Below are 24,102 nucleotides of genomic sequence, written 5' to 3'. Positions count from 1 at the left end.
GAATTAAATATACAGCGATTGCTCACCTTGAGGACGGGTTTTAAAACGCCGATGTAACCAAAGATATTGGTCCGGCGCTCTCATAATTTCATCTTCTATCGTTTGATTGAGATAATGAGCGGCCGACATATTGTCATCATAGGGATAATTTTCCAGTTCAGAAGAAATGATCAATTGATATCCTTGTTCGCCAGGTTTCCGAATTACCACCGCGGTCACCAATTTAGGTCTGGTCAGTTTAGCGATAGTGAATGTCCCATTGCTGGTGGCCGCTCGCTCGACGCCCAAAAAGGGCACAAATACACTGCCTTTCACGCCATGTTCCTGATCGGGGGCAAACCAAACAATACCGCCATGTTTTAAGGTGTGCACCATTAAGACCAGCTTTTTGCGATCGACCAGGACATTTCCCGATCTTGAACGTCCCCATTTTTGCACCAGTTCCAGGACTCTATTGTTATGAGGGCGATACATTACGGTCATCGGTTTGCAATGGCCCAAAATACGAAAATGTAATTCCAGCGTCATGAAATGTACGCCAATAACGATAACGCCACACCGTTTATTTTCTGCCGTTTGCAAATGCTCCAATCCGGTGATATCAATCCACTTTTTTATTCGCCTGTCAGACCAGAACCAGGCCATGCCCGTCTCCAGCAACGCGATGCCAAGAGAGGAAAAATTATCAGTTAATTTAGTCTCAAGTTGTTGCGCACTGATACCAGGGAAGCAAAGCGCCAGATTACGTCTGGCGATCGCTACTCGCCTTTTTAAAAAATGCATCGACTGACGCCCTACCCAACCGCCAAACGTAATCAGAGCGGGATAAGGTAATTGCACCAGCAGAAACAATATTCCCAGACCAAACCACAATAACCAGTATCTGGGATGGGCATAGCTTAAAAAAATTTCACAGCGATTAATCATATATACTTATCTCTAATTATCAGTCTGTTATCCATAACCGCAATGATTTAGCAACGTGAGATTATTCAGGGTGCCATGTTCATGGCCGATGATTTTTCGATTGGGGGACACCTGTTTTTCATTCAACCACCTATTTTTATTCTTTTTAAATGAATGAATATCGATTGTTAACCTGGGTTACAGGCTATCCGTTAATAGCTCTCGGTACATTGTTAGTATATAAAACTAAGCATTATTCATTTTTACCGAAGAAGACCAGGGACTATGTTATATGTTGGTTTACCCCAGTGGCAACATGCAGCCTGGGGCCGCTTAGGGCTACACGATCTGGCTGATTATTCACGCTATTTTAACTGTGTTGAAGGAAATACCACTTTCTATGCCCTGCCTTCCCGCGATGTCGTGATGCGCTGGCGTGATATGACGCATGATGACTTCCGGTTCTGCTTTAAATTTCCGGCGACCATCAGCCATCAGGCGGCGTTACAGCATTGTGAAAACGAGGTGCTGAGTTTTTATCAGTGTCTGGAACCATTGGCCGATCGCATCGGGCAGCTCTGGGTCCAACTGCCTGCGGCGTTCAGCCCGGCGCAACTCCCTGCGCTATGGCAGTTTCTCGATGCATTGCCACAGACCTTCTGCTATGGCGTGGAAGTCAGGCATCCGCTGTTTTTCGCCAAAGGGGATGAAGAACGCCGCCTGAATCAGGGGTTGCAACAGCGCGGCGTCAACCGCGTCATTCTTGATAGTCGTCCCGTCCACCATGCGACGCCTGACAGTGCGGCCATGCGGGAAGCTCAGCGTAAAAAACCGCGTCTGCCCGTACATGCCGTCTTAACCGCGACGCAACCGATCATTCGTTTTATTGGCAGTGAAAATGCACAGGAGAATCGACAGTGGTTCCAGTCCTGGCTGAATAAGCTGCCGCAGTGGCAATCTGCGCAACCATTTTTATTTATTCATACTCCGGATATCGGTGACGCCCCCCCGCTGGCCCAGCAACTCTGGCCCTTGCTGGCTGACGTGTTGCCTTCGCTCCCCCCGATGCCGGACTGGCCACAGCAGGCATCGCTCTTTTAACCACGTTCTTTGATTGATCTGTCTCCATAACCGCGCTTTTTATACACGGGACAGCATTGTCGTATATTTCAGATAAAAATAATTGACTTGGCAGGCGACAGTTCTGTTAGAGGAAGCTATTATTCTGCAAGCCGTTTTCGGTTAGGTTATGGAGTTAAAAATGGTAAGCGCGCTCTATATAGTGCTTGGCGCATTGTTGTTGATAAAGCTGTCTCTCGATGTGGTGAAACTCAGAATGCAGTACCGTGTGGCCTACGGCGATGGCGGGTTTTATGAGCTCCAAACGGCTATTCGTGTTCATGGTAATGCCGTGGAATACATTCCCATCGGAGCCATCCTGTTGCTGCTGATGGAAATGAATGGCGCCATCGTTGCGATGGTTCATGTCTGTGGGCTTTTACTGATTGCTGGGCGTTTATTTCACTATTACGGCCTGCATCATCGTGAATTTCGCTGGCGGCGGGTTGGCATGGCGGGCACATACGTCTCACTGGTGTTGATGGCGCTGATCAATCTCTATTATTTGCCCTGGGAACTCGTGTTTACCTTGTACTGATCGGCGATTAGCCATCAGGTAACTCAGCCCTACGGATGAAGCCTCTCCCCTCATCCGCTTCTCTGCGTGCAATTACCATCAAATGGTAATTGCCTTATCCCCGGCATCTCTCAAGTTGCTGGTGCGTTGGTCCCCGGAGACGGGCAGGATTGTCCGCCAAATCTATCAGGCATCGCTTTCTCGCGACAACAGCGCATGCTTTATTGCCGCATTCTGCTAGAATACCGCCCCTCAATTATTTATTTCAGTCCTGTTTCCGTCATGCCAAACCGCGATATGCTTTTTTCCGCCCCTATTGCTAATCTGGGCGACTGGACCTTCGACGAACGTGTTGCCGAAGTCTTTCCCGACATGATTCAGCGCTCTGTTCCTGGCTATTCCAACATTATTTCAATGATTGGCATGCTGGCCGAACGCTTTGTCCAGCCTGAAAGTCAGATTTACGATCTGGGCTGCTCTTTGGGTGCCGCCACCTTGTCTATGAGACGCAATATTCGCGTGCCGGGCTGCAAAATTATCGCGGTCGATAACTCGCCGGCCATGATCAAACGTTGCCGCAACCATATTGACGCCTTCCGCTCCGATACTCCGGTGGACATTATTGAGTCCGATATTCTGGATATTGAAATAGAAAATGCGTCAATGGTGGTGCTGAACTTTACCCTGCAATTTCTGGAGCCCGCCAACCGGCAATTGCTGTTGAACCGCATCTATCAGGGACTCAATTCCGGCGGCGTTTTGGTGCTATCGGAAAAATTCAGTTTTTCTGATGCCGAAGTCGGCGAATTACTGTTCAACATGCACCTTGATTTCAAACGGGCCAACGGCTACAGCGAATTAGAAATCAGTCAAAAACGCAGCATGCTGGAAAATGTGATGCTGACGGATTCGGTAGACACGCATAAAGATCGTTTGAAGCTGGCAGGTTTCGAGCATCGGGAAGTCTGGTTCCAATGCTTTAATTTCGGTTCTTTACTGGCGGTTAAAACAGGGAAGCAGGCATGATCGATTTCGGCAATTTTTATCAGCAAATCGCCAAAGGTCCTTTGAGCCACTGGCTGAATACGCTGCCGCCGCAGTTGAGCCACTGGCAGCAGGCATCGTTGCATGGGAAATTCAAGTTATGGTTTAACACCCTTGAGCATCTTCCCGAGTTAACACCGACCTCGCTGGATCTCACCCACAGCATCACCGCCCGTATGGAACCAGAACTCTCCAGCGGGCAGCGTGAGGGCATTGAAATGCTGTTACGCAATCTGATGCCCTGGCGCAAAGGTCCGTTTTCCCTTTATGGCGTAAATATCGACACCGAGTGGCGTTCTGACTGGAAATGGGAACGCGTACTGCCACACATCAGCCCGCTAAAAGATCGTCTGATTCTTGATGTTGGCTGCGGCAGCGGTTATCACCTGTGGCGCATGGTGGGGGCCGGCGCGCATATGGCGATCGGTATCGATCCCATGCAGCTATTTTTGTGTCAGTTCGAAGCGGTTCGTAAACTGCTTGGCGGCGATCAGCGCGCTCACGTTTTACCACTCGGCATTGAACAATTACCTGAGCTGGCAGCATTTGATACCGTGTTCTCTATGGGGGTGCTCTATCACCGCCGCTCACCGCTCGATCATCTGTGGCAATTGAAAAATCAGCTGGTATCAGGGGGTGAACTGGTGCTGGAAACGCTGGTGGTTGAAGGCGACGAACATCAGATTCTGGTACCAGGAGAACGCTACGCACAGATGCGTAATGTCTATTTCATTCCTTCCGCCGCGGCATTGACGACATGGCTGGAAAAATGTGGTTTTACTGATATCCGCGTCGTCGATGTCTGCACGACAAGCACACAGGAACAACGCCGAACCGATTGGATGATCACCGAGTCGCTGGCGGACTTTCTTGATCCCAACGACCAGCGTAAAACGGTGGAAGGCTACCCGGCACCGCTGCGCGCGGTTCTGGTTGCCCGCAAACCCTAATCGTCCCGCAGGGAAAAAATTTCCGGGAGCAATTTTCAACGTCGCTTGCGACGGCCCGCCATAAAAAAAGCCCCGGCAACACGCCGGGGCCTGGTACTCGCAAGCAAACCTGATGGCATGCTGCGCGGCAAAGAGGACAGAATTAATAAGCCAGTGGTTGCACCGGAAAACCTCAGCGCCTGCTGTTAAACAAACCGTGGCGAGTCAGGAAGTTCCGTAACTTGCGCAGGATAGAAGCCAATAATCACGAAACGGATGAGGTTTCACAATCCGGGCTCAGCGCCCGCTTCATCGCAGCGACCACATCACCGTCCACGCTGTACTGACTGAACTCATCCATATCGGTATTATCTCCACACATGGAAACACCGATTTTTCGATAGCGCATCACTGATGACGTCCACTGGCCGGCTGAGCTGTGCAACTCCTGAATGCCATTTTGCTGGAACTTATGGAGGTTGGTCAGCCGTACGCCGGAACCGGCCATAATGATTGGACCACGGCTGGCCCGGGTTAGTTCACGTAATAACACCAATCCATTTTCTGCCGTTTGCTGCTGCCCTGACGTCAGGATGCGAGACACCCCCAGATCCGTCAGTTGTTCTAACGCCAGACGAGGGTTCAGGCACATATCGAAAGCACGATGAAATGTCACCGCCATCCCCTGTGCCAGCGCCATAATTTTTTGCATCCGCGGCAAGTCAATATGTCCTTCGGAATCCAACACGCCCACCACCAGCCCTGGGAACCCCATGTCCTTGATTTGTTCAACCTCATATTTGATCGCTTCGAATTCTGTTTCGCTATAACAGAAATCACCACCGCGGGGACGCACGATCGGATGAACGGGAATGGTTACTTTGTCGCGGGCAAGGCGCAGTACGCCGTATCCGGGCGTTAAGCCTCCCTCTCGTTGTCCGGCGCAAAGTTCTATTCGATCCGCGCCTGACTGCGCCGCCGTTACCGCACACTCGACGCTGTAGCAACATACTTCCAGTTTTGACATAACCACCTCCATTTCAAACCAATGAACACCCAAGATAATTTCCTTCATTAAAGGAATGACTAACTATGGCATTCAGGTTCATATCGTGAGGAGACAAGTGTCACAATGAATGCGATGCCTCTGCGGAATAAACATGATATAAACCACAATTTCATTAATGTGTTCATCGCAGCCGCCAGTCAGTGACGGATCATGTCGCCACGGCGCACGACCTACAACATTTATTCGCCATTCTCACTGGCGACAATATCGCGAATATCATAAGGATGAAACTTGATGGTAACTTTCCCATTGGTCACCGCCAGCGTTGGATTGGAAAGACGCTCTTTTTCTCCTTGCGGAGAACTGAATTTAAGTTTTATCCCCGGCGCGCGTAATGCTTCATCCGATAAACAAGCCAGCGCTCTTTGATGCAATGTTTTCACATCGCCCGGTAGCACCAGTTCTATATGTTCCCACCCTTCATGTGGGTAATATTTTTTCCCCGGCCAGGGTAATTCAATGCAATCAATTTCCCATGGCCCGATTTTGATTACCGAATCTAATATAAAAAGGCAGATATTTCGGCCATTAATCATATTCTCGGAAAGCAGTCTTCCTTTATCCAACAGCTCGGCTTTCCAGCGCTCGGCCGTACTATTCTGATGACAGCGCAGAGAGATATGATCGGCGTGAAATGGCGTCAAATCTAGTTGAAGATCCGCGGCTAACGCCGTTAGCGCCTGCTCAAAACGAACCAAATCCTGGCTTAATGCTTCAGACAGCATATAAGAAAACTCCTAACTGATTGATGACAGTATTTATACGGCAATAACATCCGAACTCATGAAATTTTCTGATGAAATTATGGTTTGATGCCTATTCCGGCCCTATTTATTTTAGAAAAATAAAACTTTTAAATACAAGAAGATGAAAAAACAATTAGCTTACTTAATAAACAAAATCGCTTATTGACATCTAATAGCTGAGAGATCTATCGCAATTTTTTCTGGGAGTTATCTTAAATAAAAGCAGCCCCATTGTGTGATGAAAAAAAACAGTATACCCTGCTCAGTAAATATACAATGAGAGTCAGCAATATGATATTATTAATTATTTCAATTTTACTCGTTATTATCGCGGCATATGCGATTTTTCGTCATTTTAAAACCAGAAATGAACTTAAAATCGGCGGAAACCACCGTCCCAGAAAGCGTTAACTCAATAATTGTCCTGCCGAACCTTGCTTCAGTAACAAACGTAATCAATCCCCTTTCATCTCTGTGTCATCCTGCTTTCACGTCATGTGAGTTATGTCATTTTCCGCCGCCAACACGCCCGTTTGCTGACTCACCAAGGCAAATATGGTATAAGCAGGGCTTGATTTTTTATTTAAGGTAAACCGGTGAATATTCAGGCTCTTCTCTCCGAAAAAGTCAGTCAGGCCTTGTCCGCAGCGGGTGCGCCAATCAACAGTGAAGCGCAGGTTCGTCAGTCGGCAAAAGTACAGTTTGGCGATTATCAAGCGAACGGTGTTATGGCCGCCGCAAAGAATCTTGGCGTACCTCCACGCCAACTGGCAGAAAAGGTACTCCAGCATTTAGCGCTGGATGGCATTGCGGCGAAAACAGAAATCGCAGGCCCGGGATTTATCAATATTTTTCTTGATAAACAATGGGTTGCCAATCAGGTAGAGAAAGCATTGAACGCGCCCAAACTGGGCGTAGCGCTGGTTGAGCCACAAACCATCGTTATCGATTATTCCGCCCCTAACGTGGCCAAAGAAATGCACGTAGGCCACCTGCGTTCTACCATCATTGGTGATGCTGCGGTCCGCACACTGGCGTTCCTCGGTCACAACGTTATTCGCGCCAACCACGTCGGCGACTGGGGCACACAGTTCGGCATGCTGATCGCCTATCTCGAAAAAGTACAGAACGAAAGCGCCAGCGAGATGGATCTGTCCGATCTTGAGGCGTTCTATCGTGAAGCGAAAAAACACTACGACGAAGATCCTGAATTTGCCGAACGCGCTCGTGGCTACGTGGTAAAACTTCAGGGTGGTGATGAGTATTGCCGTCAGATGTGGCGTAAGCTCGTCGACATCACGATGACGCAGAACCAGATTAACTATGAGCGTCTCAACGTCACGTTGACCAAAGATGATGTTATGGGTGAAAGCCTGTACAACAGCATGCTGCCGGGTATTGTGGCCGATCTTAAGGCGAAAGGCCTGGCGGTCGAAAGTGAAGGTGCGACGGTGGTTTTCCTTGATGAGTTTAAAAACAAGGAAGGCGAGCCAATGGGTGTCATCATCCAGAAAAAAGATGGCGGCTACCTCTATACCACCACGGACATCGCCTGTGCAAAATACCGCTATGAAACGCTGAATGCCGATCGCGTGCTTTACTACATCGACTCCCGTCAGCACCAGCATCTGATGCAAGCCTGGACTATTGTCCGTAAAGCAGGTTATGTTCCCGACGCTGTCAGCCTGGAACATCACATGTTCGGCATGATGCTGGGTAAAGACGGCAAACCGTTTAAAACCCGCGCTGGCGGCACCATCAAGCTCTCCGATTTGCTGGATGAAGCCTATGAACGCGCCTATAAGCTTATCGAATCCAAAAATCCTGAAATGTCCGCAGATGAGCTGAGTACCTTGGCCCAGGTGGTTTCCATTGGCGCAATAAAATATGCCGATCTGTCAAAAAGCCGTACTACCGATTACGTGTTCGACTGGGACAATATGCTGGCGTTTGAAGGCAATACCGCACCGTATATGCAGTATGCGTATACCCGCGTAGCATCGATCTTCAAACGCGCGGGGGTGCAGGAAGCAATGCTGACTCAGCCAGTTCAACTGACTGAAGATCGCGAATTGGCGCTTGCCACGCGCTTATTGCAATTTGAAGAAACGATCACCACCGTGGCCCGTGACGGTACACCGCACGTAATGTGTGCATACCTTTACGATCTGGCGGGTTTATTCTCCGGCTTCTACGAGCATTGTCCGATCCTGAATGCGGAAAGCGAGGCGGTTCGCCAGAGCCGTCTGAAACTGGCATTGCTGACGGCAAAAACGCTGAAGCAAGGTCTGGATACGCTGGGTATTGATACCGTCGAAAAGATGTAATTTTCAAACGCCCCGGTATTGAATAAACGCCAACGCCATTGGGAGCCCAATGGCGTTTTGCATAGATTTCAGGCAGTCATGCGTCGGGAGAAATCCCGCGGACGGAACCCTAACAGGGCCAATGCAGCAAAGTAAGCCCCCGCTCCCGCCGCCACCACAAGCATCAAACGGATAATGCGGTATGTCATGTTGCCGACATCCCAGGCCGGCATCCACCATAGCAGCCCAATCAGCACCAGAACCATAATGGCGACGGCCACCAACAGTTTTAACAGGAAGCTCGTCCAGCCGGGCTGCGGATGGAAAATATCCTGCTTACGCAGTTGCCAGAACAACAACCCCGCATTGATGCAGGACGCCAGCCCGATAGAGAGCGCCAACCCCGCGTGCTGCAACGGTCCAATGAAAATCAGGTTCATGATCTGCGTCAGAATCAGCGTGACTATCGCAATTTTTACCGGTGTCTTGATATCCTGCCGGGAATAAAAGCCAGGCACCAGCACCTTGACGACGATTAATCCCATCAGACCCACAGAATAGGCAATCAACGCACGTTGCGTCATGGCGGCATCAAAGGCGCTGAATTTTCCATACTGGAACAGCGATACAGTCAGCGGCTGCGCCAAAATCCCCAGCGCGACCGCACTCGGCAAGGCCAGCACGAAACACAGACGCAGCCCCCAATCCATCAGGCGGGAATATTCATCATGGTTGCCGCTGGCAAAACTTTTTGCCAACGAAGGCAGAAGAATCGTTCCCAGTGCCACGCCTAATACGCCGGAAGGAAACTCCATCAGACGATCGGCGTAATACATCCATGACACGGCGCCTTCACTGAGAAACGAGGCGAAAATAGTATTGATGATCAGCGAGATCTGGCTGACAGACACGCCGAGAACTGCGGGGCCCATCAGTTTCATCACCCGCCAAACGCTGGGGTCGCGCCACTTGATACGCGGCAACACCAACATTCCGATCTTCTTCAGGTGCGGTAGCTGATAGCCTAACTGAAGCAATCCCCCCACCAGTACAGCCCAGGCCAGAGACATCACCGGGGGATTGAAATACGGTGCCGCAAACAGAGCAAACCCGATCATGCTGACGTTCAGCAGCGTGGGTGCGAACGCCGGAACGGAGAAGCGGTTCCAGGTGTTCAGCACCGATCCCACCATTGATGTCAGAGAGATCAGCAAGATGTAGGGAAACGTCACCCGCAGCAACGCAGAAGTCAGTTCAAATCGGTCCGGCGTGGCGGCGAAACCGGGGGCGGTCACCATGATGACCCACGGCGCGGCCACCATTCCGCCGATCGTCACCAGCGCCAGAATCAATGTCAGCATGCCAGAAACATAGGCCAGGAATGTGCGAGTCGCTTCATCGCCCTGTTGACTTTTATATTCAGCAAGAATCGGCACAAACGCCTGAGAAAACGCCCCTTCAGCAAAAATACGCCGTAACAGATTAGGCAGTTTAAATGCCACAAAGAACGCATCCGTCGCCATGCCGGCGCCAAAAACCCGCGCCACTATCGCATCACGGACAAAGCCCAGGACGCGGGAAAGCATGGTCATAGAACTGACGGCTGCCAGTGATTTAAGTAGATTCATCCGATTATATTCTGAAATGTCCGGGGACTATTATGACCGTTCGGGGTCATCTGATTGCGAGGTGCGCCTAGTCTACGCATTGTACGCTTAATAGCTACCGGACATTGTTATGACCGCCGATATTTTCAGCTTTTTCCCAACAACTCTTCAATCATGAGTTGAGCCCGCAATGCTTGTTTACCCGATGTTTCCGCAGGTTTCTGTTGCTCGATGGCATCAATAAAATGACTCACCGCCCCAACAAAACCTCGCTGTTCTAACGTGGTCTGCCAGGAAGACATCGGATACCGGGTGATCACGCCCTGCTGCTCCTGCTGCCATTCCCGCATATCACCCACTTGATACAGCCCGCCATCCGTCACCGCCTGCACCCATTCACGCTGGCTCCCTGCGCGACGATGCATGCTGGTCGTAATCTGACAGTGGGATGTTTGAAAATGGTGCTCGGCATAAAGTAGCTGCCCCTCGCTATTGCATTGCAGCACGCCCCCGCTAAGCCGGGCCCCGGAACCGGCCAGCCACAGGGCCGTATCCACCACATGCAGATAATCATCCAACAGGGTAAAACGCATCTCCTGCGGGCCGATATTATCAATACGGTGCTTGTCCATCCGAAGAGAAACCGGACTCCCGGCCTGGCATTTTAAGCGTTGATACAACGGGGAGAAACGGCGATTAAAGCCAACCATCAAGATTTTTTGTTGTCGTTCCGCCAGAGCAATCAGTGCGTCAGCCTGTTCCACCGTTTCCGCCAACGGTTTATCGACATAAACATGAACGCCAGCCTGAAGCAACGCACTGACTACCGAAAAATGGCTGGCCGTGCTGCTGTGAACGAATACTGCGTCACACTGGGCCGCCAACGCCTTCATATCACTAAAGTGGTGCAGGCGATATTGCTGACAGATACGCTGCGCTTTTTCCCTGCCGGGCGAAAAAGCACCAATCAGTTGCCAACGTGCATCCTGACTCAATATGGGTAAATAGGCTTTCTGCGCAATCGATCCCAATCCCACCATCCCGATACGAAGAGGAGCAAACGGGTTTACTGACCATTCGGCTTTCGTTTGCATGACGTCTCCAACGGCGATTAATATTTTTACGATAAACGTTCGGCAAGTTGACGTTTCAGCTCTGCGACCTCTTTTTCCAGCGTTTCCACCCGCTCGGCCAGCGACAGATCGTCAGACGCCGTTTCGTCCGCCGCGGCTAACGTTTCACTTGGCTCACCGCTGAAGAGATGCATATAACGGCTTTCCCGCTTGCCCGGTTCTCGCGCCAGACGCACCACAAAGGGACCATCTTCCCGCTGTTGCAGGTGTTCCAATCCCTTTTCCACTTCGCTTACATCGGCAAACTCATACAAACGGGTCGCACGCGTACGCAGTTCACCCGGCGTCTGCGCGCCACGCAGCAGCAAGGTCGCCACCAGCGCCACTTCCGCAGGCGAAAACTTTAGATCGCCAAATTCTGAATTGCAAAAGCGATGTTCATATTTCACAACCCGATTGCCAAATCCGCTGAGCGTGCGCAGAAAGTGTTTTTTCACCAGCAAATCCAGCGTTTGCTGAACGTCGCTCTCGTGCAACTCCATCACGGGTTCACGGTTCGTTTTCTGATTGCATGCCGTCGTAACACCATTTAACGACATGGGGTACTGTTCCGGCGTCGTGATTTGCTTTTCCAGCATGCAGCCAATCACTCTGGCCTCGCGGGCACTTAGCTGATATTTCATCATGGTTCCTTAGCGCTGTGGTTTCCAGTCATGGTTGGTCAAGGCCGTCAAAACGTGATCCTGCCATTTTCCATCAATCAGCAGATAGTTTTTCGCGTAACCTTCACGTTCGAATCCCAGTCTGGCCAGTAAATTTCCACTGCGATGGTTATGTGGCATATGGTTGGCCATAATTCTGTGCATGTATTGCTGACGCTGCATGTAACGCAACGCGGGTTGCAGGGCCTCATACATCAGCCCCTGCCCCTGCCATTTCTCCCCTAGCGAGTAGCCAAGATAACAGGCGTGAAAGGAACCGCGCAGCACGTTGCTAAAGTTGGCCACGCCCCGCACTTCGGTTTCATTAGGATCCAGCAGCAAAAAATAGTAGGCGCTGCCCTGTTTATGCATATCGTTAATGACGCTCAATCGTGCCTGCCAGCCGGATGGATAGCAGTGGCTGGCGTCACGCACCGGTTCCCAGGGCTTGAGAAAATCACGATTTTCCGAATAGTATTCAGCCAGACGCCATGCATCGCGCTCATGGGCCAAACGCACCACTAACCGATCGGTTATTAAATGAACTTTTGCTGGCGTAGAACGGTAGCCAAACATTCCTCCCCCCAGATTTCAGTTTGTTCGATAAGTAAAATTCATCGGGGCAAAAAAAATAAATATTCTCTGACAGCAGAAAATACCGCGCATGACCGATAACGCTTACTATAACCGCATAAATTCTCTGGCGTAAAATCCCCTTCGCTGAGTTATTGTTCGATCGAATCAATAAATTTATTTTTTAGGCAAAAAATGCTACTCAGATAACGTTCACTCGATAAAAAAATATTATCCATCAATGGGCTATTCCAAATGGAAAATAGAGTACAAAATAGTCACGTCTGTTATTTTCCTCTCTTCTTTTTGTGGTGATACATGCCTCTGATGTCGCAAGCTCGGAGCCTGGGCAAATATTTTTTATTGCTGGATAATATGCTGGTGGTTCTGGGGTTTTTCGTGGTTTTTCCCCTTATTTCCATTCGCTTTGTCGATCAGCTTGGCTGGGCGGCATTATTGGTCGGTATTGCACTGGGACTACGCCAGTTTATTCAGCAGGGTCTGGGGGTTTTCGGCGGCGCCATCGCCGACCGCTTCGGCGCAAAACCGATGATTGTCACCGGTATGTTGTTACGCGCTTTCGGCTTCGTTTTCATGGCGATTGCCGATGAACCCTGGCTATTGTGGCTCTCCTGCGCCCTCTCCGGTTTAGGGGGAACGCTTTTCGATCCACCAAGGACCGCGCTGGTTGTCAAGCTGATTCGTCCCCAGGAACGCGGCCGTTTCTACTCCTTGCTGATGATGCAGGATAGCGCGGGAGCGGTGATCGGCGCACTTATCGGCAGTTGGCTGCTCCGGTATGACTTCGAAATCGTCTGCTGGGTGGGCGCGGTGATCTTCGTGCTGGCGGCGGCGCTGAACCTGTGGCTCTTGCCCGCCTACCGTACCTCGATGGTTAAAACCCCCATACGGGAAGGCCTGACGCGCGTTATTCGCGATCGTCGTTTCCTGACCTATGTGCTGACGCTGACGGGTTATTACATGCTGGCGGTTCAGGTGCTGTTGATGCTGCCCATTATGGTGAATGAAATTGCCGGTACGCCCGCCGCGATAAAATGGATGTATGCGATTGAAGCGACGCTGTCACTGACGCTGCTTTATCCTATTGCCCGCTGGAGCGAAAAACGTTTTCGTCTGGAACAACGCCTGATGGCTGGTCTGTTTATCATGTCGGTCAGCATGTTCCCGATCGGCCTGGCAACCAGCCTGCAATCTTTGCTGATACTGATCAGCCTGTTTTATATCGGCTCCATTATTGCGGAACCCGCCCGTGAAACGCTGAACGCCTCATTGGCCGATGCTCGCGCCAGAGGCAGCTATATGGGATTCAGTCGTCTTGGACTCGCGCTGGGCGGCGCGATTGGCTACAGCGGCGGTGGCTGGCTGTTCGATACCGGGCATGCGCTCAATCAGCCGGAACTGCCCTGGTTCATGCTGGGCACCATCGGTTTTCTCACTCTGGCGGCACTTTATTGGCAGTTCAATCAACGCCGCATTGAACCCGCGATGCTGGGCGGCCACTAAGCGCCTACCCAATAGACGCCCGGAGCCGTCTTTAAACGGGTGATTTGATCTCGTCGGTAAAGCGCTCCATACTTTCCTAATACATTCAAATAATTGTTATTGATTGTTTGTGGAGTATATCCCGGCCGCCCTCGCGGCCATTGTCTTAATACCCGGCGTCGCGATGTGGCAGCCTGTCGGTAACGAACGAGTCCGATGTTCTGCATGAACGGTAATTAGGGCGATCGCGCCATTTCAAGACAACGGGTGCATCAGTGAACCAGAGGATAACAAGTATGAAGTTATATATTTACGATCACTGTCCCTACTGTGTGAAGGCACGTATGATTTTCGGCCTGAAGAATATCCCTGTTGAACTGCAAATATTAGCGAATGACGATGAAGAGACGCCAACCAGACTGATTGGTCAAAAAATGGTGCCCATCCTGCAAAAGGACGATGGCAGCTATATGCCGGAAAGTCTGGATATCGTCCATTTCATTGATAACTACGACCGGAAACCGCTCCTGACCGGCCCGGCCAATCCGGCCATCGCGGCCTGGTTGCGCAAGGTATCCGACTATACTCCGCGTCTGATTATTCCCCGCTTTGCCCAAGCGTCATTCGAGGAGTTTGCTTCCGCTTCCGCCCGTCAGTATTTCACCAAGAAAAAAGAAGCCCAGTTAGGCAGCTTTGCTGAACACCTCAGCCATTCGAAGGGATTGATTAAAAAGCTGAACAATGATCTGTCGGATCTGGATCCGCTCATTGAGCGTCCCAATGCCTGCAACGGCGAACTGTCTCTGGATGATATCCATCTGTTCCCGCTGTTACGCTCCCTGTCGATTGTTGCGGGCGTCACGCCGCCATCTCGCGTTGCCGACTACCGTGACAATATGGCCAAACAAACTCAGGTCACTTTGTTGAGTAGTCTGGCGCAGTAATCGACGCCGGCTTGCCGCTTCTCCATGAAGCGGCATTTTTCTTGATTGTTCCTGTTCACCGCAGGCTATATTCTTTGTTTTCAGCGCTATCTGATTGGTATGGATGTGGTAAGCATGCACCCTGTGATTGCATATGAGTTACCGGATTACACTCGCAGGAAGCCTGATTGAGGTCAAAATAATGAAGAAGTTAGGATTGGCGGCAACCGCATTGCTGCTCACTTTTACGCTAAGCGCTTGCAATAAACTGACGCAATACACACTAAGCGAGCAGGAAGTTAACGAATACCTGCAAAAACACAATGATTATAAAAAACAGCTGGGCGTTCCCGGCGTGGTGGATGCCAATATTATTCTGTCCGATCTGGCCAGTCAGATTGGCAGAGCCGAACCGGGGAAAATTACCCTATCGGGTAATGCTAAAGTGGATATCAGCTCTCTGCTGGGTAACCAGACCGCCGATCTGAAGCTGACCCTGAAAGCACAGCCCGTGTTCGATAAGGCTCAGGGAGCTATCTATCTGAAAGAGATGGAACTGGTTGATTACACCGTTCAGCCGGAAAAAATGCAAACGGTGATGAAGACGTTAAGTCCCTATCTGGATCAATCGCTGAAAAGTTACTTTGATCAAAAACCAGCCTATATTCTGAATGCGGATAACAGCACCACTGAAGCGCTGGCGAAAAGAATGGCGAAAGGCATCGAAATCAAGCCAGGACAAATTGTTATTCTGTTCACAGACTAACAGCGTCAGGTAAAAGGCGTTTACGGTGCGATTTCCGCAAACGCCTCCCATTTTCCGACCCCGTTATTCTTCATCATCCGACGCGTCGTTAACGTCTTCATCCAATTCATCGCGCATGGCTTCCAGTGCTTCACGGCAGACGATAGCCAGTGAGCGATAGAATGCCGTAGCGGCATGACTTTCAACCTTACCCAGAAAACGATTGCTCCAGGGCAGCAGATAATCATCAAACAGTGCGATTTGTGCTGCCGTCTCATCATCCTGTGATTGATCCTCCAGCCAGGATGCCGCCAACAACAAACCGCCAAAATGATCAACCGGCCCTGCATTCAGCGGCATGCCACGCTGTTGCAAAAAAGTGCGAACATCCGTCTTTTCATCGGTTTCATAAGCTGAACGCCACGGCGGCACGGCACAATCATCACCGACAAACAGAGCCTGATAATCAGCCTCCATGGCGGGAAGGTCGAAACCTTTTTGCAGCCTTTCCAGCAAAGCATCCTGTTCCAGCGGCCAGTGCTGCTGAAGCTTGCCTTCTTTGATGAGCGCAAACACCGGCGCCAGTACCGGATCCTGTGGTTGACGATAAAACAAGGAACCCAATATACGGCAAACAATAGAAAATTCGTTCATTCAGAAACCTGTTATTATTAAGTGACAGCGTCACAAATCAGCCAGTTCGGCAATTGCCGGTCTTCCTTTCCGCTCCAGGAAATCCAGCACTCGTCGAGGGCTTACGTTTAAAATCCGCTCCTGCGGGAAATTCACTTCCTGCAAAATACGTTCGCAGTGGGTAAAGTCTCCCAGAGAAAAGGCAATATGGGAATCGGAACCTAAAGAAAGGACCCCGCCGGCATCACGTACGGCTTCGGCAATGGCACGACAATTCGGTTCGCTTCCCTTGCGGGAATGCATAAAAGAAGAGTTATTGAGTTCCAGCGCGACATCATATTTGGCTGCGGCTTCGGCGATAGCCCGGATATCAACCGGGAACTTCGGGTTGCCGGGATGACTGATAATATGCGCATCGCCATTTGCCATGGTGGCGATCATCGCTTCAGTATGAGTCTCTTTATCCTGGGGTGGAAAAACCGGCTCATGGAATCCGGCAATAATTAAATCGATCTGATCCACCATCGGTCCGGTGCAATCAATTTCGCCCTGAATATTCTTAATATTGGCTTCGATTCCACGCAGAATGCCCACACCATCGACCAGCCGAGGCCAAACGCGCATATTCATAAAATGCCAGTAGTGCGGCGCATCGGCCATATCCGGGCCATGATCGGTAATAGCGAACAGGCGAATATTTTTTTGTTTTGCCTCAGCAATATAGTCATGCAGCGTACTGTACGCGTGAGTACTGGCAACGGTATGCATATGTAAATCGACGGGATACATGGTTTCTCCTGAGTCAGCATTTGATTAATAGCATAACATTTTTGGGGTTATCGCACAGCAAACGAACGACTCAACAACCGCAACTTAACATAATTGAAACATTATTTTGGTGAGACGCCGTGGTGCATTGGGCGATAAAAACGGATGAAATGGCGAGTAAAGCAACAAATTGCGTTAAGTTTAGCTAAACGCACTAGTCAGGCGCAGAAGTTTGTTGACGCTGTTACGCAATTTCCCTACATTAGCGCCGTCCCCAGCACCACATGCTGATGACCCCGGTGAGGTGTCCGAGAGGCTGAAGGAGCACGCCTGGAAAGTGTGTATACGTGAAAACGTATCGAGGGTTCGAATCCCTCCCTCACCGCCATATAAAAGAAAACGCTCTTGACGTAAGTCAAGAGCGTTTGAGTTTGATGACAAACGTTCACATCACGGAATGATTCCCCACTATGCAAAGCACGGGGACGGTTTCGTGCGTGATAAATAAGCGGTATCTCTCTGCGTCACTGGCGCCACGCACGACTCAGGGCGCTCAATCGCCAGCGCCCTGAGAACCCGGGCTTTTGGCGAAAATTATGCCGCTAACGCGGTGCCTTCGGCGTTCATGCCCGCTATACGAGCCGCTAGTGACGCGTTCCCAACGCGGCACTGGCTTTCGCGACGTCCTGTCGCTCACTCGGCGTTCATGCCCACCTCAGCATAATTCTTTACGCCAGCAAGGAGAAAAACCGTGAAATATGCTGGTTGGCAGCAGAGGTTTGTCAGAGGCGTTTTCTTTCCTGCCAGATCCCATAAAAACAAAAGCCTCCGCATAAGCGGAGGCGTTCCCTTATCATCATGACAAGACGGGCTACGCGGTAACCGCCTTGTCCTCCATGGCTTGTCGCCAGCCTCCCAACCAGTAGGACCGGGCATTTATTGATTGATAGGGACAAAGTTCCCTCGGTCTGCCGGAAATACCTGCTTGATAACCCCGTGAATGAGCCCGTTCCAGGCGATCGCGTTTCTGTCTCTTCATGCCTTATTTCCCTCATTATTTATCTGGTGGAAAGAAAACAATGATTACTTTATAAGCAACCACAGACTATCAATAACCATTCTGTAGCCAAAGATCAAGTCGCAAAATTCACGCCAATGTCATATTTGTGATCTACAAATGAGAGTTTTCCTCAGAAAAAGAAAAGCGAAAATTAACGCATTGAAAAATAAAAAAACCTCTGAAAGGGGTATACGCGACAGAATACCCTTTCAGAGGTTGAGGTTTGATGCGTCCAGATTAGCGATGCAATAATCTGGTCAGATGATTGAGCCTATTGTGTCATGGACTGAGTAGCGGATTGGGCGATGGATTGCGCAACCTGCTGCCAACCCTGAGCAAGGGTTTTGACCAATGCGTCATAGCCATCCTCCGTCTGCGGTAAAGTGACATTGAACGGACGCTTCATCACCTTGCCTGACTGATTCAAGATCCATTCGCCGCGTATCACCACGTTACCATCGTAGCGGCCATGAAACGCCGTGACGGTAACGTTTAATACTGACTGATCGCTACCCTGTGATTGAGTCGTCACAATCCAGCCTGGCATCCTGCTTTCCAGTTCAGTGACTAACGATTGCTGAAGTTGCTGATCCAGCGGACTCGCCCACAAGTTATCGCTGGCGATAACATACTGCACATCGCTGGTCTGATAAACCAACCCTGAATTGCCCAGATAATCGGCGACGCTGATATGTTCAAGCCATAGCTGTCGGGCATGGGTCGTTGTCACGCTCGATGTCCCCGCATCCGACACCGCCGGTAACTGATAGTAAGATTTTTGCGGGCTGCTGCTGCAAGCGCCCAGTAGCAGCACCACTGCCAGAGTCCATACTTTCGTCATCATTTTGCCCTCTTCGGCTGAGGATCTTTGCCAGCCGGCGCTTCAAAGATCAATGCATTGCTTTTTTCATTCAAGGTTCTCAGCACTGGCTGCAATTCACGCAAGACCTGATCCAGACGCTGCATATCCGCCACCATTTTACTGTAAGCCGGTGATCCAGGCTGGAAGCCTTTCATGCTGCGATTCAGCTCACGTAAGGTTTGCTGCATATCCTGCGGCAAATCCTGCATCGCTTTGCTGGACGTAATCTGATTAAGCGCAGCCAGCGTTTTCTGCATTTCACGCAGGGTGGCCTGACTTTCCGCCAGCGTCTGCGTCGCTTCGGTCACCATCGGATTAAGTGGCAGGGCATTAATCTTGTCGAGTACCGACATCAGCCTATGCTGAATTTGCGACAGACCGCCATCAATCGTCGGCAATACGGGATAGCCATCCACGTTTACCAGCTTTTTATTCACTTTTTCCGCGGGATAAAAATCAAGATCGATATACAGCGCACCGGTCAGCAAGTTGGCGGATTTGAGCGCCGCTCGCAAACCCATAGGCTGCGCCATTCTCAAATGCTGCTCAAAATCGAAATTATTGCCAATTCGCTTCTCAAACCGATCTGGCTCAATACGAATCAATACTGGAATGCGGTAATCATCATCGAGGTCCTGCTTCATGTTGCGTGGGAAGAATGGAGCTTCCGCCACCGTCCCCAAGCGAATGCCCCGGAATTCAACCGGCGCCCCCGCCTGCAACCCACGGATCGATTCCTTAAAGAACATGAGATACTCTTTGTATTCGGTATACAGCGAATCCTGAATGCTACGCTGGCTATCGAACAACCGATACTCCGCCCGTTGCTCCACCGGGTTACCCAGTTCCCAACCGGAAGGAACATCAAAACTCACCCCGCCGCTGAACAGCGTCGCCAGCGATCCCATTTCCACCCGCATCCCTTGCGCAGACATATCAAACGCAACGCCGCTGTCTTTCCAGAAACGAACGTTAGTGGTGACAAGACCGTCATAAGGCGCGGAAATGAACAGCTGATAACGCATTTTACGTGCTTTCGGATCAAACTCACTGGTTTCAACCGAACCCACACGATATCCCCGAAACAGCACCGGATCGCCAACGTTCAACTGGCCAGACTGTTCACTATCCAGAATGACTCGCATCCCTTTGGCATCCGGTGACGCCAAAGGCGGTGTATCCAATAGCGAAAATTCTCTCTTTTCATCGTGGTGAGAACCTGGCTGAAGCTCAATATACGCGCCGGATAATAGCGTCCCAAGACCGGAAACGCCTTCACGACCAATCTGCGGTTTCACCACCCAGAAAGCCGAATCCTGTTTTAACAGTTTATCCATACCGTCATGCAAACGGGCTTTGATTTCAACCTGATGCAGGTCATCGCTCAACACGACGCTTTCCACCATGCCGACATCAACGCTGCGACTCTTGATCATGGTTTTACCCGCTTCAATCCCCTCGGCATTGCTGGTAACAAGCGTGATTTGTGGCCCTTGATGACTGAAATGATAAAATAATATCCAGGCACCAATCAGTACCGTTACAATCGGCACAATCCAGACCGGTGACCAGCGTTTGATCGTTTCTATATCCGCAACGGCATGTTTATCTTTCGTCAACGGAAGACTCCTTATTTTTAAGAACATCATCACGACTATCCCACAATAAACGGGGATCGAAAGTCATCGCCGCAAACATGGTCAAGATCACCACTGCGGCAAACAGCACTGCCGCCACCGCAGGATAAATACTCATTAACCGGCCGATTCTCACCAACGCCGATAATACGGCGATGACAAACACATCGATCATTGACCACCGTCCGACAAATTCGACTATTTCATAAACCACATGCATCCGCTCGCTGTCGCGCTTACCGTTGCCATTGGCAACCCAGCACAGCCAGCCCAGCGCCAGCATTTTCAAAGATGGCACCATAATACTGGCAACAAAAATCACCATCGCCACCGGATACGAACCAGCGCTCCATAGCAGCACCACGCCAGACATGATGGTGGATCCCATTCGATCCCCTAATGCTTCAGTCACCATAATCGGCATGAGGTTCGAGGGGATATACAACAGAATCGACGTAATCAATAATGCCATTGTCCATTGCAAACTGTTTTTCCGTCGCGCATGTCCATGGCTGTGACAGCGCGGGCAAACCAACCGGTCCGCAGGCAAAATAGCCGTACAACATGAGCACGAACGAAATCCCTGAGACAAGCCACTGGTCCCTGGTTTCGGCACCGCCGGTAACGCGGGGGGCGCCACGATATCATTCCACAACCAACGGCGGTCAAGCCGCTGAAACGTCAGCAGCTGCAATATGCAGAACAACACAAAAGGCAGAAAACTGGTCCCGATGCCAATGTCGCCATAAGCCATGAGTTTTACAAAGCTCACCAGCACGCCCGCCAGAAAAATTTCCGCCATCCCCCAGCTTTTCAGATGAAATAGCGCTTTCCCCATCATTTTCTTCAGCGCTAACGGCAACGAGACATGCAGACAGAGCAAAATCACGGTCACCATACCGAACGCGGGAACAAGCTGGACAAATAGCATAAACAAGCTGGCAACGCTGACGTAATTGTCCGTCACCATGACTTTGGGTATCTCAAACAGGGTGATTTCACTGGTAATGCCGGCAACGCGCATATACACAAATGGAAACAGATTTGACAACACCAGCATGAATAACGCACTCAGCGCATACCCGACGGTACGTTTGCGAGGCTCGATTTGATAACTGGTTAATCCGGTTTTGCACTGAGGACAAACGGCTTTCTGTCCGTGCGACAAAGTCGGCAGTTTAACCAACAGATCGCACTGCGGGCATAACATGTAATCATCATGATGGTGCTCATGAAGACCGTCTTCGTGAACATAAACCTTATCGTCATGAGCATCGCTATGAGAACACACGAATAACCTCCTTCTGAGACGCGCCTGACGTTGCCGAAAGAACAACGTCAAGCCATCTGCGACGATATCCGTCGTCATCTTTTAAGTTGCAGCCGTCACCCGAAATGACTCAGCCCTTCAGAGCGTAATTCGCGTTAAAGCCAGCCCGCATCGTGAATAAGATCGGATATGTATTAACCATTCCTTTGTGCTTCGAGCGCTTCCCAACGCTCAAAACAGGTTTCCAGCGTTTTTTCCGCTTCCGCCAGCGCATTCAGTACCTGTTGCGTTTCCTCGTGCGGGCGGCTAAAGAATTCGGCATCGTTCATTTTTGATTGCAAGCTATTGATTTCCTGCTCCAATTGCTCGATTTTCAGCGGTAACTGATCCAATTCACGCTGCTGGTTATAACTTAGTTTACCTGCATTCCGTTTAGCGGGCTGTGCGGTGTTGGCCGCGGACGTCGCGGGTGTTGCTGCGGCCGGGGCCGATACGGTGCGCAGCGGTGTCGACTCGGCACGTTGTTGCTGGGCATCGTAATAGCCGCCGACATAGCGAGATATCACTCCATCGCCTTCAAAGATCCAGCATTCCGTTACCGAGTTATCGACAAACTGACGATCGTGGCTGACCAGCAGCACCGTGCCCTGATAGCCATCGATCAACTCTTCCAACAGTTCCAGCGTCTCCACATCCAGATCGTTGGTTGGTTCATCAAGAATCAGCAGGTTGCTGGGTTTCAGAAATAGTCGCGCCAGTAATAAACGGTTGCGTTCGCCCCCGGACAGGGCTTTCACTGGCGTCATGGCGCGTTTCGGGTGGAACAGAAAGTCTTGCAGATAGCCAAGCACATGGCGCGGGCGACCATTTACCATCACTTCCTGCTTACCTTCCGCCAGATTATCCATCACGGTACGTTCAGGATCCAACTCGGCGCGGTGCTGATCAAAATAAGCCACTTCCAGCTTGGTGCCGCAATGTACCCGCCCGCTGGTGGGCGTCAGTTCACCCAGCATTAGTTTCAGCAGCGTGGTTTTACCACAGCCGTTCGGCCCGACCAGCGCGATTTTATCGCCGCGCTGTACCTGTGCGGAAAAATTGCGGGTCAGAACTTTATCGCCGATCTGGTAGTTAACCTCTTCCAGTTCAAACACGATCTTGCCGGAACGGGCGGCTTCTTCCACCTGCATTTTTGCCGCTCCCATGACTTCACGCCGCTGTGAACGTTCATTACGCATGGCCTTCAACGCCCGGACACGGCCTTCATTACGGGTACGACGTGCCTTGATCCCCTGACGGATCCAGACTTCTTCCTGCGCCAGTTTGCGATCGAACTCAGCATTTTGCAGCTCTTCCACCCGCAGGGCTTCTTCTTTACCTTCCAGATATTTATCGTAATTTCCCGGCCACGAAACCAGTTTGCCGCGGTCAAGATCAACAATACGGGTTGCCATATTGCGAATAAACGAACGGTCATGCGAGATAAATACGATGCTGCCCTGAAACGTTTTAAGAAACGTTTCCAGCCAGTCGATGGTTTCAATATCCAGGTGGTTGGTCGGTTCATCCAACAGCAATACTCTTGGCGCGCTGACCAAAGCCCGCCCCAGCGTGGCTTTACGTAACCAGCCGCCTGACAGCGAGGCCAGCGGCGCATCCGCGCTCAGGCCGAGTTGCTCCAACACTTCGTGGATACGGCTTTCCAACTGCCACAGCCCCTGGTGCTCAAGAATTTCCTGTAACTTCGCCAGTTGATTCAGATGTTTTTCGCTGGGATCGGTTTCAACCAGACGCAGCGTCGCGTGATAGCTTTTCAGATGATCCGCCTGAGCGGCTACCCCTTCGGCGACAAAGTCAAACACGCTGCCAGCAACGTCACGCGGCGGATCCTGCTGTAAGCGCGCCACAATCAGATCCTGCTCATAGGTAATGCGCCCATCATCCAGCGGGATTTCTTTTGCCAGTATCTTCAGTAAGGTTGACTTGCCTGCGCCATTACGACCGACCAGGCAAACACGTTCGTTATCTTCAATATGAAGCTCGGTGTTATCTAACAGTGGGGCATCGCTGAAGGACAGCCATGCGCCCGATACACTGATTAATGACATCTG

At 50.6% G+C, this 24,102-nt stretch carries 22 protein-coding genes and 1 tRNA gene; 9 read left to right on the top strand and 14 right to left on the bottom strand.

Annotation, left to right across the window (positions count from 1 at the left end):
- Window positions 1-3 precede the first annotated feature (3 nt).
- On the bottom strand, window positions 4-927 hold the full coding sequence (lpxL, locus tag B4923_RS13615; protein ID WP_109054908.1) for an LpxL/LpxP family Kdo(2)-lipid IV(A) lauroyl/palmitoleoyl acyltransferase: 924 nt from the start codon (window positions 925-927) through the stop codon (window positions 4-6).
- Between the two features lie 264 nt (window positions 928-1,191).
- Between lpxL and B4923_RS13610 the strand changes: the two genes are divergently transcribed.
- From B4923_RS13610 to cmoB, 4 genes are all read left to right on the top strand, one after another.
- Window positions 1,192-2,007 carry a DUF72 domain-containing protein gene (locus B4923_RS13610; protein WP_109054907.1) on the top strand — a complete coding sequence of 272 codons (816 nt, stop codon included), beginning with the start codon at window positions 1,192-1,194 and terminating at the stop codon, window positions 2,005-2,007.
- Window positions 2,008-2,167: 160 nt separating this feature from the next.
- Window positions 2,168-2,563 (top strand): MAPEG family protein, encoded by a 396-nt coding sequence (locus tag B4923_RS13605; RefSeq protein WP_109054906.1) that lies wholly within the window; start codon window positions 2,168-2,170, stop codon window positions 2,561-2,563.
- Window positions 2,564-2,824: 261 nt separating this feature from the next.
- Entirely contained in the window at window positions 2,825-3,568 is a 744-nt protein-coding gene (gene cmoA / locus B4923_RS13600; RefSeq protein WP_109055019.1) for a carboxy-S-adenosyl-L-methionine synthase CmoA, read from the top strand.
- Entirely contained in the window at window positions 3,565-4,536 is a 972-nt protein-coding gene (gene cmoB, locus B4923_RS13595) for a tRNA 5-methoxyuridine(34)/uridine 5-oxyacetic acid(34) synthase CmoB (RefSeq protein WP_109054905.1), read from the top strand. The genes cmoA and cmoB overlap by 4 nt, the downstream gene beginning before the upstream one ends.
- 244 nt (window positions 4,537-4,780) lie before the next feature.
- Here cmoB and cutC read toward each other — a convergent pair whose 3' ends face one another.
- Window positions 4,781-5,542 carry a copper homeostasis protein CutC gene (gene cutC / locus B4923_RS13590; protein WP_109055018.1) on the bottom strand — a complete coding sequence of 254 codons (762 nt, stop codon included), beginning with the start codon at window positions 5,540-5,542 and terminating at the stop codon, window positions 4,781-4,783.
- Window positions 5,543-5,763: 221 nt separating this feature from the next.
- On the bottom strand, window positions 5,764-6,309 hold the full coding sequence (locus tag B4923_RS13585; protein ID WP_109054904.1) for a VOC family protein: 546 nt from the start codon (window positions 6,307-6,309) through the stop codon (window positions 5,764-5,766).
- A gap of 617 nt (window positions 6,310-6,926) precedes the next feature.
- Here B4923_RS13585 and argS point away from each other — a divergent pair.
- Window positions 6,927-8,657: an arginine--tRNA ligase gene (gene argS / locus B4923_RS13580; RefSeq protein WP_109054903.1), complete on the top strand. Its 1,731-nt coding sequence runs from the start codon at window positions 6,927-6,929 to the stop codon at window positions 8,655-8,657.
- 68 nt (window positions 8,658-8,725) lie between these two features.
- Here the strand turns inward: argS and murJ are convergent, their stop codons facing one another.
- From murJ to rimJ, 4 genes are all read right to left on the bottom strand, one after another.
- Window positions 8,726-10,264 carry a murein biosynthesis integral membrane protein MurJ gene (murJ, locus tag B4923_RS13575; RefSeq protein WP_109054902.1) on the bottom strand — a complete coding sequence of 513 codons (1,539 nt, stop codon included), beginning with the start codon at window positions 10,262-10,264 and terminating at the stop codon, window positions 8,726-8,728.
- A 125-nt stretch (window positions 10,265-10,389) separates the two neighbouring features.
- Entirely contained in the window at window positions 10,390-11,337 is a 948-nt protein-coding gene (locus tag B4923_RS13570; RefSeq protein ID WP_109054901.1) for a Gfo/Idh/MocA family protein, read from the bottom strand.
- Between the two features lie 26 nt (window positions 11,338-11,363).
- Window positions 11,364-11,999: a YceH family protein gene (locus tag B4923_RS13565; protein WP_109054900.1), complete on the bottom strand. Its 636-nt coding sequence runs from the start codon at window positions 11,997-11,999 to the stop codon at window positions 11,364-11,366.
- Between the two features lie 9 nt (window positions 12,000-12,008).
- A complete protein-coding gene (gene rimJ, locus B4923_RS13560; RefSeq protein ID WP_109054899.1) occupies window positions 12,009-12,593 on the bottom strand; it encodes a ribosomal protein S5-alanine N-acetyltransferase in 585 nt (194 codons plus the stop codon).
- 315 nt (window positions 12,594-12,908) lie between these two features.
- Between rimJ and mdtH the strand changes: the two genes are divergently transcribed.
- From mdtH to B4923_RS13545, 3 genes are all read left to right on the top strand, one after another.
- Window positions 12,909-14,114, top strand: a complete 1,206-nt coding sequence (gene mdtH, locus B4923_RS13555; RefSeq protein ID WP_109054898.1) for a multidrug efflux MFS transporter MdtH — start codon at window positions 12,909-12,911, stop codon at window positions 14,112-14,114.
- 275 nt (window positions 14,115-14,389) lie between these two features.
- Window positions 14,390-15,037 (top strand): glutaredoxin 2, encoded by a 648-nt coding sequence (gene grxB, locus B4923_RS13550; protein WP_109054897.1) that lies wholly within the window; start codon window positions 14,390-14,392, stop codon window positions 15,035-15,037.
- A 181-nt stretch (window positions 15,038-15,218) separates the two neighbouring features.
- Window positions 15,219-15,782 (top strand): lipoprotein, encoded by a 564-nt coding sequence (locus B4923_RS13545; RefSeq protein ID WP_109054896.1) that lies wholly within the window; start codon window positions 15,219-15,221, stop codon window positions 15,780-15,782.
- A 63-nt stretch (window positions 15,783-15,845) separates the two neighbouring features.
- Here B4923_RS13545 and B4923_RS13540 read toward each other — a convergent pair whose 3' ends face one another.
- Together B4923_RS13540 and B4923_RS13535 are read right to left on the bottom strand one after the other, a co-directional pair.
- Window positions 15,846-16,415 carry a TorD/DmsD family molecular chaperone gene (locus B4923_RS13540; protein WP_109054895.1) on the bottom strand — a complete coding sequence of 190 codons (570 nt, stop codon included), beginning with the start codon at window positions 16,413-16,415 and terminating at the stop codon, window positions 15,846-15,848.
- A gap of 30 nt (window positions 16,416-16,445) precedes the next feature.
- Window positions 16,446-17,183 (bottom strand): phosphatase, encoded by a 738-nt coding sequence (locus tag B4923_RS13535; protein ID WP_109054894.1) that lies wholly within the window; start codon window positions 17,181-17,183, stop codon window positions 16,446-16,448.
- Window positions 17,184-17,460: 277 nt separating this feature from the next.
- On the opposite strand from B4923_RS13535, the gene B4923_RS13530 reads away from it, so the two are divergent.
- Window positions 17,461-17,550, top strand: a tRNA-Ser gene (locus B4923_RS13530).
- Window positions 17,551-18,033: 483 nt separating this feature from the next.
- Here B4923_RS13530 and rmf read toward each other — a convergent pair.
- The 5 genes from rmf to B4923_RS13505 form a co-directional block, all read right to left on the bottom strand.
- Window positions 18,034-18,201 carry a ribosome modulation factor gene (gene rmf, locus B4923_RS13525; protein ID WP_009113168.1) on the bottom strand — a complete coding sequence of 56 codons (168 nt, stop codon included), beginning with the start codon at window positions 18,199-18,201 and terminating at the stop codon, window positions 18,034-18,036.
- Between the two features lie 292 nt (window positions 18,202-18,493).
- Window positions 18,494-19,063, bottom strand: a complete 570-nt coding sequence (gene pqiC / locus B4923_RS13520) for a membrane integrity-associated transporter subunit PqiC (RefSeq protein WP_109055017.1) — start codon at window positions 19,061-19,063, stop codon at window positions 18,494-18,496.
- A complete protein-coding gene (gene pqiB / locus B4923_RS13515; protein ID WP_425428629.1) occupies window positions 19,063-20,733 on the bottom strand; it encodes an intermembrane transport protein PqiB in 1,671 nt (556 codons plus the stop codon). The genes pqiC and pqiB overlap by 1 nt, the downstream gene beginning before the upstream one ends.
- A complete protein-coding gene (gene pqiA / locus B4923_RS13510) occupies window positions 20,690-22,012 on the bottom strand; it encodes a membrane integrity-associated transporter subunit PqiA (protein ID WP_281261840.1) in 1,323 nt (440 codons plus the stop codon). Before pqiA ends, pqiB begins: the two co-directional genes overlap by 44 nt.
- 173 nt (window positions 22,013-22,185) lie before the next feature.
- The gene (locus B4923_RS13505) at window positions 22,186-24,099 is read right to left on the bottom strand and encodes an ABC transporter ATP-binding protein (RefSeq protein ID WP_109054891.1); all 1,914 of its coding nucleotides are present in this window, start codon (window positions 24,097-24,099) and stop codon (window positions 22,186-22,188) included.
- Window positions 24,100-24,102: the final 3 nt, after the last annotated feature.

The sequence above is a fragment of the Brenneria roseae subsp. americana genome (genome assembly GCF_003115815.1).
Taxonomy (GTDB): domain Bacteria; phylum Pseudomonadota; class Gammaproteobacteria; order Enterobacterales; family Enterobacteriaceae; genus Brenneria; species Brenneria roseae.
Note: the sequence above shows the minus strand (reverse complement) of the source record. Positions and strands in the feature narration are given on the sequence as shown.

Coding starts and splice junctions, on each gene's coding strand:
- B4923_RS13585 (WP_109054904.1), bottom strand. CDS start 6,309: ATGCTGTCTGAAGCATTAAGCCAGGATTTGGTTCGTTTTGAGCAGGCG.
- B4923_RS13605 (WP_109054906.1), top strand. CDS start 2,168: ATGGTAAGCGCGCTCTATATAGTGCTTGGCGCATTGTTGTTGATAAAG.
- B4923_RS13535 (WP_109054894.1), bottom strand. CDS start 17,183: ATGTATCCCGTCGATTTACATATGCATACCGTTGCCAGTACTCACGCG.
- grxB (WP_109054897.1), top strand. CDS start 14,390: ATGAAGTTATATATTTACGATCACTGTCCCTACTGTGTGAAGGCACGT.
- rimJ (WP_109054899.1), bottom strand. CDS start 12,593: ATGTTTGGCTACCGTTCTACGCCAGCAAAAGTTCATTTAATAACCGAT.
- murJ (WP_109054902.1), bottom strand. CDS start 10,264: ATGAATCTACTTAAATCACTGGCAGCCGTCAGTTCTATGACCATGCTT.
- B4923_RS13505 (WP_109054891.1), bottom strand. CDS start 24,099: ATGTCATTAATCAGTGTATCGGGCGCATGGCTGTCCTTCAGCGATGCC.
- cmoB (WP_109054905.1), top strand. CDS start 3,565: ATGATCGATTTCGGCAATTTTTATCAGCAAATCGCCAAAGGTCCTTTG.
- pqiB (WP_425428629.1), bottom strand. CDS start 20,733: ATGATGTTCTTAAAAATAAGGAGTCTTCCGTTGACGAAAGATAAACAT.
- B4923_RS13565 (WP_109054900.1), bottom strand. CDS start 11,999: ATGAAATATCAGCTAAGTGCCCGCGAGGCCAGAGTGATTGGCTGCATG.
- B4923_RS13610 (WP_109054907.1), top strand. CDS start 1,192: ATGTTATATGTTGGTTTACCCCAGTGGCAACATGCAGCCTGGGGCCGC.
- lpxL (WP_109054908.1), bottom strand. CDS start 927: ATGATTAATCGCTGTGAAATTTTTTTAAGCTATGCCCATCCCAGATAC.
- cmoA (WP_109055019.1), top strand. CDS start 2,825: ATGCCAAACCGCGATATGCTTTTTTCCGCCCCTATTGCTAATCTGGGC.
- cutC (WP_109055018.1), bottom strand. CDS start 5,542: ATGTCAAAACTGGAAGTATGTTGCTACAGCGTCGAGTGTGCGGTAACG.
- rmf (WP_009113168.1), bottom strand. CDS start 18,201: ATGAAGAGACAGAAACGCGATCGCCTGGAACGGGCTCATTCACGGGGT.
- mdtH (WP_109054898.1), top strand. CDS start 12,909: ATGCCTCTGATGTCGCAAGCTCGGAGCCTGGGCAAATATTTTTTATTG.
- pqiC (WP_109055017.1), bottom strand. CDS start 19,063: ATGACGAAAGTATGGACTCTGGCAGTGGTGCTGCTACTGGGCGCTTGC.
- B4923_RS13570 (WP_109054901.1), bottom strand. CDS start 11,337: ATGCAAACGAAAGCCGAATGGTCAGTAAACCCGTTTGCTCCTCTTCGT.
- B4923_RS13545 (WP_109054896.1), top strand. CDS start 15,219: ATGAAGAAGTTAGGATTGGCGGCAACCGCATTGCTGCTCACTTTTACG.
- B4923_RS13540 (WP_109054895.1), bottom strand. CDS start 16,415: ATGAACGAATTTTCTATTGTTTGCCGTATATTGGGTTCCTTGTTTTAT.